At 64.8% G+C, this 15,341-nt stretch carries 15 protein-coding genes; 9 read left to right on the top strand and 6 right to left on the bottom strand.

Annotated features, from left to right (window positions below; translation table 11 throughout):
- Positions 1-123: 123 nt before the first annotated feature.
- A complete protein-coding gene (locus IB234_RS17365; RefSeq protein ID WP_192320212.1) occupies positions 124-1,290 on the top strand; it encodes a zinc-dependent alcohol dehydrogenase in 1,167 nt (388 codons plus the stop codon).
- A 7-nt stretch (positions 1,291-1,297) separates the two neighbouring features.
- Here the strand turns inward: IB234_RS17365 and IB234_RS17360 are convergent, their stop codons facing one another.
- Positions 1,298-1,522 carry a PLD nuclease N-terminal domain-containing protein gene (locus IB234_RS17360; protein WP_192320210.1) on the bottom strand — a complete coding sequence of 75 codons (225 nt, stop codon included), beginning with the start codon at positions 1,520-1,522 and terminating at the stop codon, positions 1,298-1,300.
- 117 nt (positions 1,523-1,639) lie between these two features.
- On the opposite strand from IB234_RS17360, the gene IB234_RS17355 reads away from it, so the two are divergent.
- Positions 1,640-2,980, top strand: coding sequence for an erythromycin esterase family protein (locus IB234_RS17355; RefSeq protein WP_192320208.1), 1,341 nt, complete (start codon positions 1,640-1,642; stop codon positions 2,978-2,980).
- Between the two features lies 1 nt (position 2,981).
- Positions 2,982-3,635 carry a phosphoribosyltransferase gene (locus tag IB234_RS17350; protein ID WP_192320206.1) on the top strand — a complete coding sequence of 218 codons (654 nt, stop codon included), beginning with the start codon at positions 2,982-2,984 and terminating at the stop codon, positions 3,633-3,635.
- 61 nt (positions 3,636-3,696) lie between these two features.
- Here the strand turns inward: IB234_RS17350 and IB234_RS17345 are convergent, their stop codons facing one another.
- Positions 3,697-5,310: an ATP-binding cassette domain-containing protein gene (locus tag IB234_RS17345; protein WP_192320204.1), complete on the bottom strand. Its 1,614-nt coding sequence runs from the start codon at positions 5,308-5,310 to the stop codon at positions 3,697-3,699.
- A 251-nt stretch (positions 5,311-5,561) separates the two neighbouring features.
- Between IB234_RS17345 and IB234_RS17340 the strand changes: the two genes are divergently transcribed.
- Complete coding sequence (locus IB234_RS17340) at positions 5,562-5,705, top strand: hypothetical protein (RefSeq protein WP_192320202.1); 144 nt, start codon at positions 5,562-5,564, stop codon at positions 5,703-5,705.
- 291 nt (positions 5,706-5,996) lie between these two features.
- On the opposite strand, the gene IB234_RS17335 is transcribed toward IB234_RS17340, so the two are convergent.
- From IB234_RS17335 to IB234_RS17325, 3 genes are all read right to left on the bottom strand, one after another.
- Positions 5,997-7,331, bottom strand: coding sequence for an OprD family porin (locus tag IB234_RS17335; protein ID WP_192321002.1), 1,335 nt, complete (start codon positions 7,329-7,331; stop codon positions 5,997-5,999).
- Between the two features lie 106 nt (positions 7,332-7,437).
- Entirely contained in the window at positions 7,438-8,346 is a 909-nt protein-coding gene (locus IB234_RS17330) for an EamA family transporter (protein ID WP_192320200.1), read from the bottom strand.
- 56 nt (positions 8,347-8,402) lie between these two features.
- On the bottom strand, positions 8,403-8,804 hold the full coding sequence (locus tag IB234_RS17325; RefSeq protein ID WP_192320197.1) for an NUDIX hydrolase: 402 nt from the start codon (positions 8,802-8,804) through the stop codon (positions 8,403-8,405).
- A gap of 1,070 nt (positions 8,805-9,874) precedes the next feature.
- On the opposite strand from IB234_RS17325, the gene IB234_RS17320 reads away from it, so the two are divergent.
- From IB234_RS17320 to IB234_RS17310, 3 genes are all read left to right on the top strand, one after another.
- Positions 9,875-10,171 (top strand): hypothetical protein, encoded by a 297-nt coding sequence (locus tag IB234_RS17320; protein WP_192320195.1) that lies wholly within the window; start codon positions 9,875-9,877, stop codon positions 10,169-10,171.
- Between the two features lie 149 nt (positions 10,172-10,320).
- Positions 10,321-11,508, top strand: a complete 1,188-nt coding sequence (gene nhaA, locus IB234_RS17315; protein ID WP_192320193.1) for a Na+/H+ antiporter NhaA — start codon at positions 10,321-10,323, stop codon at positions 11,506-11,508.
- Positions 11,509-11,525: 17 nt separating this feature from the next.
- Entirely contained in the window at positions 11,526-12,320 is a 795-nt protein-coding gene (locus IB234_RS17310) for an aminoglycoside adenylyltransferase family protein (RefSeq protein ID WP_192320191.1), read from the top strand.
- A 4-nt stretch (positions 12,321-12,324) separates the two neighbouring features.
- Here IB234_RS17310 and IB234_RS17305 read toward each other — a convergent pair whose 3' ends face one another.
- On the bottom strand, positions 12,325-14,529 hold the full coding sequence (locus IB234_RS17305) for an ATP-binding protein (RefSeq protein WP_192320189.1): 2,205 nt from the start codon (positions 14,527-14,529) through the stop codon (positions 12,325-12,327).
- Between the two features lie 312 nt (positions 14,530-14,841).
- On the opposite strand from IB234_RS17305, the gene IB234_RS17300 reads away from it, so the two are divergent.
- On the top strand, positions 14,842-15,051 hold the full coding sequence (locus tag IB234_RS17300; protein ID WP_192320186.1) for a cold-shock protein: 210 nt from the start codon (positions 14,842-14,844) through the stop codon (positions 15,049-15,051).
- Positions 15,052-15,151: 100 nt separating this feature from the next.
- Positions 15,152-15,316 (top strand): hypothetical protein, encoded by a 165-nt coding sequence (locus IB234_RS17295; RefSeq protein WP_192320184.1) that lies wholly within the window; start codon positions 15,152-15,154, stop codon positions 15,314-15,316.
- The last annotated feature ends 25 nt before the right edge of the window (positions 15,317-15,341 follow it).

The following is a 15,341-nucleotide window of genomic DNA, read 5'->3' as shown; positions in this document are numbered from 1 at the left end:
GCAGCGAAACCGGGCTGAAAGGCCCATGCGAAGCGGCTTGTTCACCGCCCGTCCAGCTCTGTGAACTCCCTCGTCAGTAGCTTCCTCGATAGAGGGAATTGCCCATCAGACGAGGATCACTGCATGCGAGCGCTCACCTACCACGGCAGCCACGATGTGCGCGTCGATACCGTTGCCGATCCGGTCATGCTGGCCGACGACGACATCATTCTGCGGGTGACCGCCACGGCCATCTGCGGCTCGGACCTGCACCTGTATCGCGGCAAGATCCCTCAGGTGAAGGGCGGCGACATCTTCGGCCATGAGTTCATGGGCGAGGTGGTGGACGCCGGCCGTGACGTGACGCGAGTGAGCAAGGGTGATCGGGTGGTAGTGCCATTCGTGATCGCCTGTGGCACCTGTTTCTTCTGCACCATGAACCTGCACGCCGCCTGCGAGACCACCAACCCCGGCCGTGGCGCCATCCTCAACAAGAAACAGATTCCCTCCGGCGCCGCGCTGTTCGGCTACAGCCACCTCTACGGCGGCGTGCCGGGCGGTCAGGCGGAGTACGTGCGGGTGCCCAAGGCCAATGTCGGGCCGATGAAGGTACCGGGCACGCTACAGGACGAGCAGGTGCTGTTTCTCACCGACATCCTGCCTACCGGCTACCAGGCCGCCATCAACGCCGGCATCCGGTCGGGCAGCAGCGTGGCCATCTACGGGGCGGGCCCGGTGGGGTTGATGTCAGCTGCGTGCGCGCGACTGCTGGGTGCCGAGCAGATCTTCATGGTCGATGAGTCGCCTTATCGCCTGGAATTCGCCCGCCAGACCTACGGCATCATCCCGATCAACTTCGACCTGGTGGGCGATCCCGCCGAAGCCATCATCGAGCAAACCGCCGGCCATCGCGGCGTAGATGCGGCCATCGATGCGGTGGGCTTCGAAGCCAAGGGCAGCACCACTGAAACCATCCTCACCACGCTCAAGCTGGAAGCCAGCAGCGGCAAGGCTCTGCGTCAGTGCATCGCCGCCGTGCGCCGAGGCGGCACGGTGAGCGTACCGGGGGTCTACGCCGGTTTCATTCACGGCTTCCTGTTCGGCGATGCCTTCGACAAGGGCCTCACCTTCAAGATGGGCCAGACCCACGTGCAGTCCTTGTTGCCCAAGCTGCTGACCCACGTGGAACGCGGTGAGCTGAAACCGGATGTGATCATCAGCCACCGCCTGCCGCTGGAGCAGGCGGCGGAAGGCTACAAGCTGTTCGACAAGCAGGAAGACGACTGCCGCAAGGTGGTGCTGCGGCCGTGAGCGCGCCTCACTTGCTGTGCTCTAGCGACGAGGGTGGGTTGGCCATGCCACGCGGGCCGAAAATGCCCCACAGCACCAGACCGAGCAGCGGGAACAACGCAATGCCCAGTGACCACAGGGCCTTGGCCTCTACGCCCTTGTCGCTGCGGTACACGCTGACGATGGCCCAGAGGTCGAGCAGGATGATGATGACGCCGAGGGCGATGAACAACAGGGTGAGTTCGCCGGCCATGAGGTGTTCCTCCACAGGGTTGTTTCTGTTGTGGCCGCATCTCCGGCTGGCGGTTCAGGCGAAATCGCCGCAAACAGCCGGCATCCGCTCCCCACGAATAACTGAGAGGTACGCCCCATGCCCTCCGCGGCCCGGCACCAGACCCAACGTTCGGATCACAGACTGATCCAACTGCTGCGCCATAGCGCCGAGCCTCTGCCGGATTTCGACGCCGAGGAGTTCGGCGTGCCCTTCTCCCGCTACGCAGACGCCCGCGTTGTACTGATCGGCGAGGCCAGCCATGGCACGTCTGAGTTCTACCGGGCACGAGCCGCCATCACCCGCCGCCTGATCGAACAGCACGGCTTCAACATCGTCGCCATCGAGGGCGACTGGCCGGATGCGGCGCGTATCGACCGGCATGTGCGCCATCACCTGGGAGAGAGCGGTGAAGAGGCGGTCTTCGCCCGCTTTCCCAGTTGGATGTGGCGTAACCACGAGACGCTGGAGTTCGTGCGCTGGCTGCACCAGCACAACGCCACTCTGATGGCGAACGAGCGCGTGGAGTTTCGCGGTCTGGACATCTACAGCCTGCGCGCCTCGATGGAGGCCGTGCTGGGCTATCTGGATAGCCGCGATCCGCAACGGGCGACAGCCGCTCGCCAGCGCTATGCCTGCCTGACGCCCTGGCAGAACGAACCCGCCGAATACGGCCAGCGCGTCGAGTGGGCTGGACAGGACTCCTGCGAGGCAGCGGTGGTCGAACAGCTCGGCGAGCTGCTGTGGGCGCGCCTGGAGAGTCTGGAGCGCGACGAAGGCCTGTTCGACGCGGCGCAGAATGCCCGCGTGGTGCGCGCCGCCGAACAGTACTACCGGCTGATGTACCGCGCCTCGGCATCATCATGGAACCTGCGCGACAACCACATGTTCGACACCCTCAAGCAGGTGCTGAAGCATCGAGGTCGGGGGGCTAAGGCCGTGGTGTGGGCGCACAACTCGCATGTCGGCGATGCCGCTGCCACCGCCATGGGCTGGCAGGGCGAATTCAACCTGGGCCAGCTGTGTCGCATCGGCTGGGGGCAGGATGCCGTGCTCATCGGCATGGGGACTGACCGTGGCGAAGTGGCCGCCGCCCACGACTGGGGCGGACCGCTGCAGATCAAGCAAGTAGCGCCCTCGCGTCCGGACAGCTGGGAGCAGCGCTTTCTCCGTGCCGGCCTGCCTGCGGCCCTGACCGACTGGCGGGGCGCCGGCAAGGCCACCCTGCGCCATACCCTTACCGAGCCACTGCTGCAGCGTGCCATTGGCGTGATCTACCGGCCCCAGACCGAGCGCCACAGTCACTACTACGAAGCGGTGCTGGGCGAGCAGTTCGACGCCTACCTGTGGTTCGAACAGACCACCGCCGTCACCCCGTTGCCCACCCCAGAAGATGGCGGGCCGAGTCACGAGGCGGACACCTACCCGTTCGGAGTCTGAGATGAACCATGCCCCCGCCTTCAGGGATCGCCATCACGCCGGCCAGGCGCTGGCAGCTGTGCTGGGGGAGCGCTCGTGGCAGCATCCCGTGGTGCTCGCCCTGCCCCGCGGCGGCGTACCCATCGGCCACGAGATTGCCAGGGCGTTGAGCGCGCCGCTGGATATCCTGCTGGTGCGCAAGATCGGCGCACCGGGCCATGAGGAATACGCCCTCGGCGCCGTGGTGGACAGCGACGAGCCGCAATGGGTGGTGGACGAGGACATGCTGCGTCTGTTCAACCCTTCGCCCGATTGGTTCGCCGGGCAGATGGCCGAACAGTTGCGCGAGATCGAACGGCGTCGCGCCCTCTATCATGGTTCTCGGCCGACGGTGCCATTGGAGCGGCGGGACCTGATCGTCGTCGACGATGGCCTGGCCAGCGGCAGTTCCGCCTACGTCGCACTCAAGGCGCTGCGCCATCGCAAGCCACGAAGCATCGTACTGGCAGTACCGGTGGGCCCGTTGGAGACGGTAGAGAAACTTCGTCCCGAGGTGGATGAGCTGTTCTGCCTGGAGATGCTGGAGCCATTCCGCGCGGTCGGCCTGCACTATGAAGACTTCCAGGTCACCGACCTGGAGGTGATGGAGCTGCTGGCAGCGGGGGCAGACCCATGACCACGCCCCACTCGCGCAGCGACCCCTGGCAACTCATCAGCTCATGCACAGGCTGAAGAGGCTACCAGGCCCGCAGATTCCATTCTCCCTCGCTCGCCTCGAGACGATGAGTCAAGCCCAGCCGGCCTAGGAAAATCTCATCGTGAGAGGCCACCACAAGCGCTCCCCCAAAGCCTCGCAGCATGTCCTCCAGCGCCTGCATCGACGGCAGGTCCAGGTGATTGCTCGGCTCATCGAGCAGGAGGAACTCGGTCGGCGAATCGGCGTAGAGGAGGCAGGCCAGCGCCGCCTTCATTCGCTCGCCGCCGCTGAGCGATGCGCTGGGCAGCAGGATGCGCTGCGCGTCCAGGCCGAGCTGTGCCAGCCGCATGCGCAGAACACCCTCGTCTAGCCGCCGATTGGCGGCACGCAGCTGTTCCAGCGCGGATCGCTCTGCTTGCAGGTTGATCAGTTGCTGATCGAGATAGACACCTTCCACGAGCAGGCGGCAACTCCCCGCTGCAGGAGGAATCAGGCCGGCGAGCAGCTTCAGCAGCGTGGATTTGCCGCAGCCATTCACGCCGACGACGCCCACGCGTTGGTCCCCGGTGAGGCGCAGGTCGAAGCGACGATTCGCCATTGCCACGAAAGGTAGCGTCACGGCCTCCAGCTCGGCGACCAGGCGCCGGGACGGCTGAAGCGCCGATGCGTGATGAAGAACGATCGGTGCCTCGGCCTCGATTTGCCTTGCGGCTTCGCGCACGCTCTGGACAAGCTGCTCACGCGCTGCCGTCTGTTGATTCTGCAACTTGCCGGCCGAGCTCTCGCTTCGCTCCTTCTGGCGGCCCAGCAGGATCTTCGCCTGATTCGCCTCGCGACCATGGCGGTCGCCACGAGCCTGCCGCTGCTGTTGCCGCTCGCGTTGCTCTTGCATGGCCCGCTCCTGCCGCCTGCGCTCCAGTCGGCTGTGCTCCAGCTGCCGGATCGCGGCCTGCTGCTGTTGCTCCTTGCCTTGTACATACACAGAGTAGCCACCACCGTGGCTATGAAGCCCCAGCGATGACAACTCCACGGTGCGATCCATCGTCTCCAGCCGCTCTCGGTCGTGGCTGATCACCACCAGCCCACCGGCCCAATATCGCAGCTGCTCGATCAGAGCTCGACGGCCGGGACGGTCGAGATGATTGCTGGGCTCATCCAGGATCAGGAAGTCGGCGTTGGCCATCATGGCGCCACTCAGCGCGACACGCATGGCCTCACCGCCACTCAAACGACTCACCGGAGTCGTGATATCGAGATGGCTCAGACCACTGGAGGCGAGTGCCTGCTGAAGCTGCTGGCGGATACTCCAGCGCTCGCCCACTGCTTCGAAGTCAACCGGCGAGATACTCCCCGCCTCGATGCGCTCCAGCGCTTCCAGCACGCCCCGGACACCCGCGAGATCGGCCACGCGGCTGCCCGGAGCATGCGATACCTGCTGCCGCAGGTAGTACACCTCCCCGGAGCACACACAGCGACCGGACGACGGCGCGAGCAGGCCCGCCATGATTCGGGCCAGCAGGGTCTTGCCGATGCCATTGCGGCCGACAAGGCCCGTGGGACGGCTGTCGAACTGTTCATCGAGATTTGAAAACAGCGTTCTGCCGTCCGGCAGCACGCAGGAAACGCCTTCCAGCGTCAGAAAGGGATTCGTCATGCGTCAATTCCATGGATGCCAAGAACTCCCCCTGCTCGCGAGGGGAGAAGGAGACTGGCCGTCTTGCGGACGGCGGCATCAATGACGCATCGGACGAATACCTCGAGGAATGAAATCGGGCTCCGATTCTAGGGGAGACCCTGGAAGTCGTCGAGCCGGGCATCGTCACCGAGCTTCGCTCCCCGCTCATTCACGGGTAAATTGCCAGGATGACGATTTCGACCACTCTGCCAAATAGGGAAGACCGAATCATGAGCAAGAAGCGGAACACCCCCTACTTCTCCAAACAGGGCAACACGGAAGGCTTCAATTACCTGTCCTTCCAGTTCAAGGCATCTGTCGGTCTGGCGATCCTACTGCTGATCGTCTTGCTGCTCGGTAACCTCTTAGGGTGAATTGCTGATGCATGAGGCACTGCCAATAAACTGACCAGCGTCTCACCAGTCATGCAGGCATGTGTCATGGACCTCGTAGCTGGGCCCGCCATCACCATTTGCCTATCACGCCATGCACGAGGCTCGCTCCATGGCAGTCGTGTGGCTCATCACGACCTTGACCTCTGCCTGGTACATCGATGTGAACCCACCCTTTGCCCAGCCCCTGCACGTCGCCAGCACCGGAGCGATGGTGCTGGCCGTCAGCAGGTACGGACCGGCCTAGGGCATGACGGCTCTATCGAACGCCGACTAAAACCCTCCACCGAGCGGATACTCCACCGCCAGGCGAACCTGATCGGTATCGAGCTCAGCCTGAGCGGCGTTGCCACGATGGCTGTTGTGCCTCAGGGAAAAAGCCAGGCCATTGGCCGTACCGCCCTGCACCACGTAACGTGCCTCCAGGTCGCGCTCCCAGTGCCGACCATCCTTGCCGTAACCCAGGTAGGCGTAGCCGCCATTCGGGTCCATGTGGCTGCCATCGATCTCGTCACCGCGCAGATAGGCCGCGCTGAGCGTCAGACCCGGCAGGCCGAAGGAGACTAGCGCCAGATCGTAGCGCAGTTGCCAGGAGCGCTCGTTAGGGGCGTTGAAGTCAGAAAGCTGGACCGCGTTGCCAAGCCAGATGGCACCGCGTGTGATGTAGTCGAACGGTGTATCGCCATCCACCCGTTGGTAGCCCAGGCTGAAGGTATGGGCACCGAGCGCATAGCTCGATACCAGGCTCCAGGTGGTGTTGTCGATACGGCCGGATAGCGCTTCGCCGGTATCGGTGGTGCGATAGAGATTGAAGTTGAAGGCGAGGCTGCTGTCGCTCCCCAGCGCGTGGCTGTATACCCCTCCGAGATAATGCTGGCGCCAGGTGTCTTCGTAGTGCGAGCTGTAGAGGCTGGCCGTCAGACCTTCGAGGCCGCTGTAGGCGGCACCGACGAGATCGACGCTGTCTCCCTGGCTGCCATTCGAATAATTCACCACGAAGCCCTGATCATGGCTGCTTGCGTTACGATCGGTGCTCTCCGTGAAGTGCCCGGCGATCAGCGCCAGGTCCTCGAACTCACGACTCTGCAGGAAGAAGCCGGTGGCCGTCTCCGGCAGCAGGCGGCTGTCGGACGAGCTGAACACCGGCGTCTTCACCCGCTGTTCGCCATAGGCCAGCGTGGTGGACGAGGCCCGCAGCTTGAGCGCGGCGCCGCCACGGGCCATGCCGTCCTTGACCCGGTTTTCGTTGTCCACGCCCAGCAAACGCGCCTTGCCGGCGCGCCCGCCACCGCTGTCGAGCTTGAGCCCTTGATACAGATGGGCATCCACGCCCATGCCTACCGCGCCCAGGGTGAACCCCGACTGCAGGCTACCTATCAGACCGTAGGCCCACTCCTCTGCGTAGCCGTTGCGCTCTGCTCTGGGCTTCAGGGCATTGCGTGCGCCATTGCTGCGGGCACCGTGCCGGTACTCGCGGTTGTCATAGACGGAGCGATTGAGCAGGCTCCAGCTGCCGTCTTCGATGAAGCCTCGGGCCTGCTCCTGGCCGGCAGCAGACAACGCAAGGGGCCACACGACCAAGGGTAGAGCGATACAGGTACGACGAATCACACGAAATTTCCGAAACGGGTAGTTAATACAGCTGCTAACCAGCGGCCGCCAGCCTGGCTCAGCGTGCCCGCAGGCAAGGTGCCGGCAGACTTCGCGCCATGCGCTAGCCGGCGCGCTTGTATGCCAGCAGGACGATACCCGCTACCACGATGCCTCCACCGACCAGCTGCAGCAGATTGAGCTGCTGGCCGAGAATCAGCCAGCCGAGCAGCAACCCGGCGACCGGCTCGGCGTTCATCACGGGTGCGTTGCGAGCAATATCCAGGCGGGGCATGCAGATGAACAGTGTGGAGAAGGCCGAGCCGTAGAGCAGCACCAGCACCGCCAAGGCCAACCAGCCAGCCGTCGAAGCCGGCAGAGAAAGGCCGCCAGGCATGGCGCTGGTCGCGCTGACCGCCGCCGTACAGGTGAACACCAGGGCCATGGTCAGCATGCTGCGCACGGCACCGTCCATCCGCGCCAACCGGTGCTCGGAGACCCACACGGCGACGGCGAAAAACGCCGCTCCGCTGACACTGAACAGCACGCCTTCGAGCCAGCGCTCGCTAATCCGCCCCTGACCACCGACGATGCCCGGTACATCCAGGGCCAGCAGCAGGCCGATCAGGATACCGCCCATAAGCAGAGCCGCGCGCCGGGTGGGCGCCGGACCACCCAGCGCCCAGGTCAGGACCGCGAGGAATACCGGCGACAGATTGATCAACAGCAGCGCCAGCCCCACTGGAATCCGCGCCACCGCGGAGTAGATGCAGAAGCTCTGCGCACCGATCAGCAATCCGACCAGCAACTGCCAGCGCAGCACGCCTGCGCCCAGGCGTGCAAACTGACGCCGCCAGAGCACCAGGGCAGCGAGCGCAAGCATTGTCACACCGGAGCGGCAGAGGATCGCCAGCAGCAGCCCGGCGCCATCATCGAAGGCAATGCGCGCGGCGATATGGTTGCCGGCGAAGGCGCAGGCCAGGCTGGCCAGCAGCAGAACAGAAACGTGCCGGGGAAAATGGCTGGTGGGCATGAGGGGACCTGCAGAGGCAAACGCCCTATTCTGAACGCCCGAGCCCCGTCACGTAACTAGCGATTGGTCGACGCCGTGCCTATATCGCTCACAGAGCAATACAGCTTCAGCAGTTTCAGGCTGGGACGCTTGACCGGAGACAGGTCGACATCCTCGGGGGCGAACCATCGGCAATCGGCGATCTCGTTCAGCGGTCGAGCATCCAGCGCCGCGGGCACGGACAGGCGGAAGACATGGTGGGCGCGCGAGTCGAACTGATGCAGAGCCAGGTACTCCAGTGCCTCGGAGGCCAGCCCGGTTTCCTCGCACAACTCGCGCAGCGCGGCCTCCACCGGCCCCTCGTTGGCCTCGATCTTGCCGCCGGGCAGCGTCCACTTCGCCTCGGCCTTGCGCACCAGCAGCACCCTGCCAGCTTGCTGGCAAATAACTGTCGCGCGTGCTTTTGCCAGTCTGGCCATGTCGTTCCCCATTTGCTCCCACCGATGTAAAGGCCACCGCGAAGCAGAAAAAGTTCGAGCTCAATGTCGGCCAGACGCATGTCGCTCTCCCTGAACCCATACGCCGCCATCGCAGTCATCGAGTAATGATGAAAGCTTGAGCGCCACACTCGATGGCTACGAGATACCACACACTGCACCTCATCACCGCGACCTGCACTTCGCCCGATCGACACCGTGTCGTGGTGAATCCAGCGCCGGCTGGCATAACTCGACCCGGATGGCGACGACGCTTAGTGTCCGGCTTGGCCGCGCCGCGAGCATATCCGGGAAAGCGACATGTCCCTGCGCTTCGCTTCCCACCATGCCAAATGGAGACACCTGCGCTTTGCCGATGGCAGGGTGAGCCTTGACGAAGCACGTCTAGTCGGCAGGCTGTGGCAACTCACCATGTAATCACTACCGGGTATGGAGATGGCCCTGGCGACCACGAAGCGGCAGGACAGGTCTGTGCCATTGCAGCCGAAGTCTGTGGGTGCCAACTCCGTGAGGCCCCTATTCGCGCATGGCACTGGGCCACGTCGAATGACCCTCAACTCCCTGGGGACAGGCGAGAGCGCAGCACCTAGACAATGAGACACGGACAGGCAAGCGTACTGTCATCAGGCCTATCGCTCACCGCTCCTGCCAGATGCCTCCAGCAGCACCGAGCCGATGCGCTGGCACCGCATACCGTACCTGAGGAAATCCTATTCCTATGAGCGGACGGAGCCCATCTTCAGCAAATCAACAGAGGGATCCGGCTGGCGGCGAATCGCCGGTGGGTCACCTAGACCGCCCAACCCGGCCGACATTTCCTTGCCCGATGCTAGTCGACCGGTGGGCAGCGATGGGCAGTATAGGTCTCCCCAGCCGGCCGGCTGAGTGACGAGTCGCCGCACGTGGGCGGACACAGGTCGGACGAAGGGACTCCTGGCCAACCGGACTACCCGAATCCACAGTGCTCCGTTCTATATCAGGCAGTGGGCACCAACACCTTCGCCGACCGGGTGCCATACCGTTCGGCGGATCAGCCGTCAGCGAGGCCTGTCATGAACAGATCACACATCTCCACCACCGCCCTCAGCACCCTCATTGCGCTCGCCCTGCCCTTAACCGTGCAGGCTGAGCACCACCTCGACGGAGAACACGCCACGGACAAGGTCGAATCACGAAAGCATGCCGACACACCGCTTCCACAGGGCCAAGGCAAGGCCTCTGACGACCATCCGGTGGAGACCCTCGATGGCGATCCGGTACCGGAAGGGGAACGGGGCGACTCGAAGGACCAGCAAGCCCCTGGCGGTCCGCATGGCGACGGCAGAACCGATCCCGGAATGCTGGAATGACCGTGCCACTAGCCGATGAGCGCGGCGGCCACGACTCCCCTTGAGCCGCCGGCAACGGTAGAATGCCCGCCGGGTGTTCACCGCGCTGGTGCGGAAGGACAGGTTAAATCCTTGCGCAGGTCGGGCCGCCGCGCGGAGCACCTGTGTCCGTGAGTTCGAATCCCACCCCTCAATCCGCCCGCCCTTCCTCCTCGGCAACCACCTTCATCATCCGCTTCTTCGCCGCCGAATCGGCCGGCGGCATCGTGCTGATGATCGCCGCACTGGTCGCATTGATCGTTGCCAACTCGCCACTGGCGGACAGCTATTTCGCCGCCCTGCACATCAAGGCACTCGGCCTCTCGCTGGAACACTGGATCAACGATGGCCTGATGGCCGTGTTCTTCCTGCTGGTCGGCCTGGAGATCAAGCGCGAGATGCTCGCCGGCCAGCTCGCCACCTGGGGCGAACGCGCCCTGCCCGGCCTTGCCGCACTGGGCGGCATGCTGGTGCCAGCCCTGGTCTACCTGGCCTTCAACCTGAACAACCCGGACACCGTCGCCGGTTGGGCGATCCCCTCGGCAACCGACATCGCCTTCGCCTTGGGCGTGCTGTCGCTGCTGGGCAAGCGCGTACCGTTGTCACTGAAGATCTTCCTGTCGGCCCTGGCCATCCTCGACGACCTCGGCGCGGTGCTGATCATCGCCCTGTTCTACAGCAGCGGCCTGTCGCTGGGCATGCTGCTCGCCTCCGCCGCCGCGGTCGCCGTGCTCGTCATCCTCAACCGCCTCGGCGTACGCCGGTTGCTGCCCTATCTGGCAGTCGGCGGGCTGCTGTGGTTCTGCATGCTCCACTCGGGCATCCACGCCACACTGGCCGGGGTAATCCTGGCGCTGTGCATTCCCCTGGGCGACAGCGAGGACGAGGCCCGCTCGCCGTTGCTGTACCTGGAGAGCAAGCTGCACCCCTGGGTGGCCTTCGCCATCGTACCGATCTTCGGCTTCGCCAACGCCGGTGTCTCGCTGGCCGGAATCAGCGCCGACAACCTGCTCGATCCCATCCCGCTTGGCGTGGCCCTGGGCCTGCTGGTCGGCAAGCAGGTCGGCGTGTTCAGCGCGGCAGCACTGGCCATCCGCAGCGGGCTCGCTCCGCTGCCGGCTAATGCCACCTGGCTGCAGCTCTATGGTGTGGCGATCCTCTGCGGTATCGGCTTCACCATGAGCCTGTTCATCGGCACGCTGGCGTTCGCCGGCAGCGAGCATCTGATCAGCGAAGTGAAGGTCGGCGTACTGGTCGGCTCGATCTGCTCAGCCCTGCTCGGTGCGGCCGTGCTGAGCAGCGTCGCCCGCACTCGTTGAGAACACGGACCATCGCCATGGCAGAGACAGCACCTCCCGCCGCGATCGCCATGCAGGTCGAACAGGCCGTCGGAGTGCTGGAGTGTCATCTCGGCGACTCGCTGCTGGCCGTTCACCTGTTCGGCTCGGCGGTCGCTGGCGGGCTCAAGCCGCCCAGCGACATCGATCTGCTGGTGATCGTCGACCAGCCACCGAGCGACGCCGTCCGCTGCGCACTGATGACCGAGCTGCTGTCCGTCTCTGCCTGGCCCGCGACGGATGTGCTACGCCCACTGGAGGTGACGGTGCTGGCGCGAGAGGCCGTCCGGCCCTGGCGCTATCCCGCGCGGCGCGAGCTGCAGTTCGGCGAATGGCTACGCGAGGACATCGAGGCCGGGCGCCTGGAGCCAGCCATGCTGGATCACGACCTGGCGATCCTGCTGACCAAGGCACGCCGACACAGCCTGCGCCTGCGTGGCCTGCCGCTCGACGAGCTGCTCGCCCCCATTCCCGCCACAGACCTGGCCAACGCCCTGCACGACACGACCTTGCAGTGGAACGAGCCGGCAGACTGGCTGGGCGATGAGCGCAACGTGGTGCTGGCGCTGGCGCGTATCTGGCTGACGCTGGCCACCGGCGAAATCGCGCCCAAGGATGTTGCTGCTGACTGGGCGCTGGTACGACTGCCGGCAACGCACCATGCCGTGCTGGAAAACGCGCGCGCCTCCTACCTGGGCACAGCCCTGGACGAGCTGGCCGGCCAGCCCGAGGCGCTCGCTGCCTTCGTGCGCCATGTCCGGGCGGAGATCGAACGCCTGCGCGGGTTCGTCTAGCGGTTCAGCCTCGGGCCGTGCGCTCTGCCTTCACGCCGAGCGCGTTGTTCAGCGCATGGGAGACCTGGTCCACCGAATACGGCTTGGGCAGGAACTCAAAGCCGTGATGCCCGCCCTCGGCCAGGGCATGGCTGTAGCCGGAGGTGAGGATTACCGGCAGGTCCGCTCGCCGGCGGCGCAGCTCATTGGCCAGGGCGATGCCGCCCATGCCCGGCATGACCACGTCGGAGAACACCGCGTCGAACGCCTCTGCCTGCGGCCCCACCTGGGTCAGCGCCTCCTCGGCGGTGGTGACCCAGGTGGTCTGGTAGCCCAGATCCGCCAGGATCTGGGCCGCGAAACCGCCGACTTCCGGATTGTCCTCGACCACCAGGATGCGACGCTGGGCGCCATCGTCGGGCAGCTCGACACTGTCGCCCTCATCCGCCTGCGCTTGTTCGGGCTCCACCTGTGGCAGGTAGAGGGTAAAGGTGGTGCCCTCGCCCGGTCGGCTCACCACCTGCACATCGCCGCCCGACTGCTTGGCAAAGCCAAATACCTGGGACAGCCCAAGCCCCGTGCCCTGCCCGGTGGCCTTGGTGGTGAAGAAGGGTTCGAAGATACGCTCCAGCAACTCCGGGGCAATGCCGGCACCGGTATCGGTGACCGAGATCGCGGCGAACGGCCCTGCCTGCGCGAGATGGCCGCGAATGGACGGCATCGGCTGGTTGGCCGCCAACCGCAGGAACAAGGTGCCCTCGCCGCCCATGGCGTCGCGGCCATTGATCGCCAGGTTGACGAAGGCAGCCTCCAGCTGACCCAGGTCGGCGCGGATGTAGCACGGAACCTCCGGCAATTGCAGTTCGACACGGACGCAGGAGCCAGTTGCCGTATCCAGCATGTCGGCGAGCGCCTCCAGCCGTTGTGCCGCCTCGAACACCTCTGGATTGAGTGCCTGGCGCCGGGCAAACGCGAGCAGCTGGCCGGTCAGCTTGGCACCCCGGTCAACGGTATCCGCCACCGTCTTGAGGTAGTGACTGCGGCGATCCTCGGCCAGCCCCGGACGCTGCAACAGGTGCACGGAGGAGCGGATGATCGTCAGCAGGTTGTTGAAGTCATGGGCCACGCCGCCGGTAAGCTGGCCAATAGCTTCGAGCTTCTGCGACTGGCGCAGCGCCGCCTCGATCTCCGCCAGTTGCGCGGTGCGCTCCTCGACGCGCTCCTCCAGCGTCGCATTGAGGGTGGCGAGTGCAGCCATCGCCGCATGTACCTCGGCATCGGCACGAATCCGCTCGATGTGCGCCCAGCAGCGCTCGGTCACTTCGCTGATCAGCGCCAGCTCATAGACCGACCAGTTCCGCGGTTCCTTGTCGTGAATCGCCATCAGCGCGGTCAACCGGCCTTCCCTGACCAGCGGCATGCAGATGGTGGCGGTGATGCCCAGGGACTGGAACGTCGCAGCCTCTTCCGGCGCCAGCTCCTCCAGGTTGTTGTTGATCACCAACGGCTTGCCGACGCTCAGGCTGTCCACCGCCAGCCGGCCAAAGTCGGTCAGGCTGTAGTGGCCCAGCAGGTGCGACGAGCCGGGCGCGACCCAGTCGCCACGGATGGTGAAGCCATCCTCGTCCGCGTCCATGTCCGCATAAGCACAGCTGGACAGCTTCAGGTGATGGCCGAGCATGCGGGTGGTGGTGGCCATGATCATGTCGGAACTGGTGGCGCTCGCCGCCGCTCGCCCCAGCGCATCGAGAAAATGCAGGCGCTTGTTGGTGACCACGGTGGCAGTGGTCTCGGTGACGGTGTCCAGGATGCCGACCACCTGGCCGGTGTGGTCACGGATCGGGCTGTAGCAGAAGGTGAAATACGCCGGCGCCAGGCCGCCATCGCGCTCGATGAGCAGAGGGAAGTCTTCGATGAAGGTCGCCTGGCCAGCCAGGGCCTTGTCCGCGATGTGGCTGATCTCGCTCCAGGCTTCCTTCCACACCTCGCTGAACGGCCGGCCCAGTGCCGCCGGCTTGTCGCCGAGGATCACCTGGAAGGCCTCGTTGTGCAGGGTGATCAGCTCGCGTCCCCAGATCACCGCCTGGGGGAAGTGCGAGCCCAGGCACAGGGCCACTGTCGTCTTGAGCACATCGGGCCATTGCTCGATGGGCCCCAGTGGAGTGGCCGCCCAGTCGTAGCCGCGGATGCGGTCGGCCATCGAGGCGCCGCCCTTGAGCCAATCCGCCATCTGTCTTCGTCCTTATCCAGTGGTCCGTTGAGGCCGTCGTTCCTTGTACCGCTCACGACCGCAACATGGAAGCGAGGAGTGCCAAACGGCCTACAGGCGTCTGGCTGGCACCTTGCAGAAATGCGCACTGGTGCAGAAAAGTCGCTCGAACTATCCGGCCTCGCTTGCGCTCTTTACCTCTGCAAGCACTGACTGCTCGGTCAAGCGGTACCGGCGATGTTCGATCCTTCGATTCCATCTCCACGTCTCAGCTTCACTCGCACCGGTGTGCACGGGCCCTGCCCGACCCCAACTATCCTGGAGAATGAAATCATGGCTGATCGCCAGAGCGGTATCGTCAAATGGTTCAACCCCGACAAGGGCTTCGGCTTCATCACGCCGGACCAAGGCCCGGATCTGTTCGTGCATTTCCGTCAGATCGAATCGGACGGCTATCGCACGCTCAACGAAGGCCAGCGGGTGTCCTTCCTGGTCGCAGCCGGCCAGAAAGGCCCGATGGCGGAACGCGTTCAGCTGTCCTGATAGGGCCGCACCAGAGCCCGCTGCGGCGGGTTCTATTTTCCTTGATTGATCGAGTGGGTCCGGTGCGGAGATGAACCAGACCCTGTGGAGGAGTTACCGCATGAGCAAGATTCGCGAAGCAGATGACAGCCGGCACACCGGCACGAACCATTTTCAGCGCGAGCCCATGACACCGGATGCGCGCCTGCTGATGCGCTTCTGCGGCCGGCTACAACCCGAAGAGCAGGCCTTCATTCGGTCGGCGATGAAGGCTAGAGCAGGCTGACGATCCAAGCCTCCGGACAGACGAG

The organism is Pseudomonas sp. PDM16 (assembly GCF_014851865.1).
Classification (GTDB): Bacteria; Pseudomonadota; Gammaproteobacteria; order Pseudomonadales; family Pseudomonadaceae; genus Aquipseudomonas.
Note: the sequence above shows the minus strand (reverse complement) of the source record. Positions and strands in the feature narration are given on the sequence as shown.

Coding starts and splice junctions, on each gene's coding strand:
- IB234_RS17360 (WP_192320210.1), bottom strand. CDS start 1,522: ATGGCCGGCGAACTCACCCTGTTGTTCATCGCCCTCGGCGTCATCATC.
- IB234_RS17320 (WP_192320195.1), top strand. CDS start 9,875: ATGAACAGATCACACATCTCCACCACCGCCCTCAGCACCCTCATTGCG.
- IB234_RS17350 (WP_192320206.1), top strand. CDS start 2,982: ATGAACCATGCCCCCGCCTTCAGGGATCGCCATCACGCCGGCCAGGCG.
- IB234_RS17355 (WP_192320208.1), top strand. CDS start 1,640: ATGCCCTCCGCGGCCCGGCACCAGACCCAACGTTCGGATCACAGACTG.
- IB234_RS17365 (WP_192320212.1), top strand. CDS start 124: ATGCGAGCGCTCACCTACCACGGCAGCCACGATGTGCGCGTCGATACC.
- IB234_RS17340 (WP_192320202.1), top strand. CDS start 5,562: ATGAGCAAGAAGCGGAACACCCCCTACTTCTCCAAACAGGGCAACACG.
- IB234_RS17325 (WP_192320197.1), bottom strand. CDS start 8,804: ATGGCCAGACTGGCAAAAGCACGCGCGACAGTTATTTGCCAGCAAGCT.
- IB234_RS17305 (WP_192320189.1), bottom strand. CDS start 14,529: ATGGCGGATTGGCTCAAGGGCGGCGCCTCGATGGCCGACCGCATCCGC.
- IB234_RS17310 (WP_192320191.1), top strand. CDS start 11,526: ATGGCAGAGACAGCACCTCCCGCCGCGATCGCCATGCAGGTCGAACAG.
- IB234_RS17345 (WP_192320204.1), bottom strand. CDS start 5,310: ATGACGAATCCCTTTCTGACGCTGGAAGGCGTTTCCTGCGTGCTGCCG.
- IB234_RS17330 (WP_192320200.1), bottom strand. CDS start 8,346: ATGCCCACCAGCCATTTTCCCCGGCACGTTTCTGTTCTGCTGCTGGCC.
- IB234_RS17295 (WP_192320184.1), top strand. CDS start 15,152: ATGAGCAAGATTCGCGAAGCAGATGACAGCCGGCACACCGGCACGAAC.
- IB234_RS17300 (WP_192320186.1), top strand. CDS start 14,842: ATGGCTGATCGCCAGAGCGGTATCGTCAAATGGTTCAACCCCGACAAG.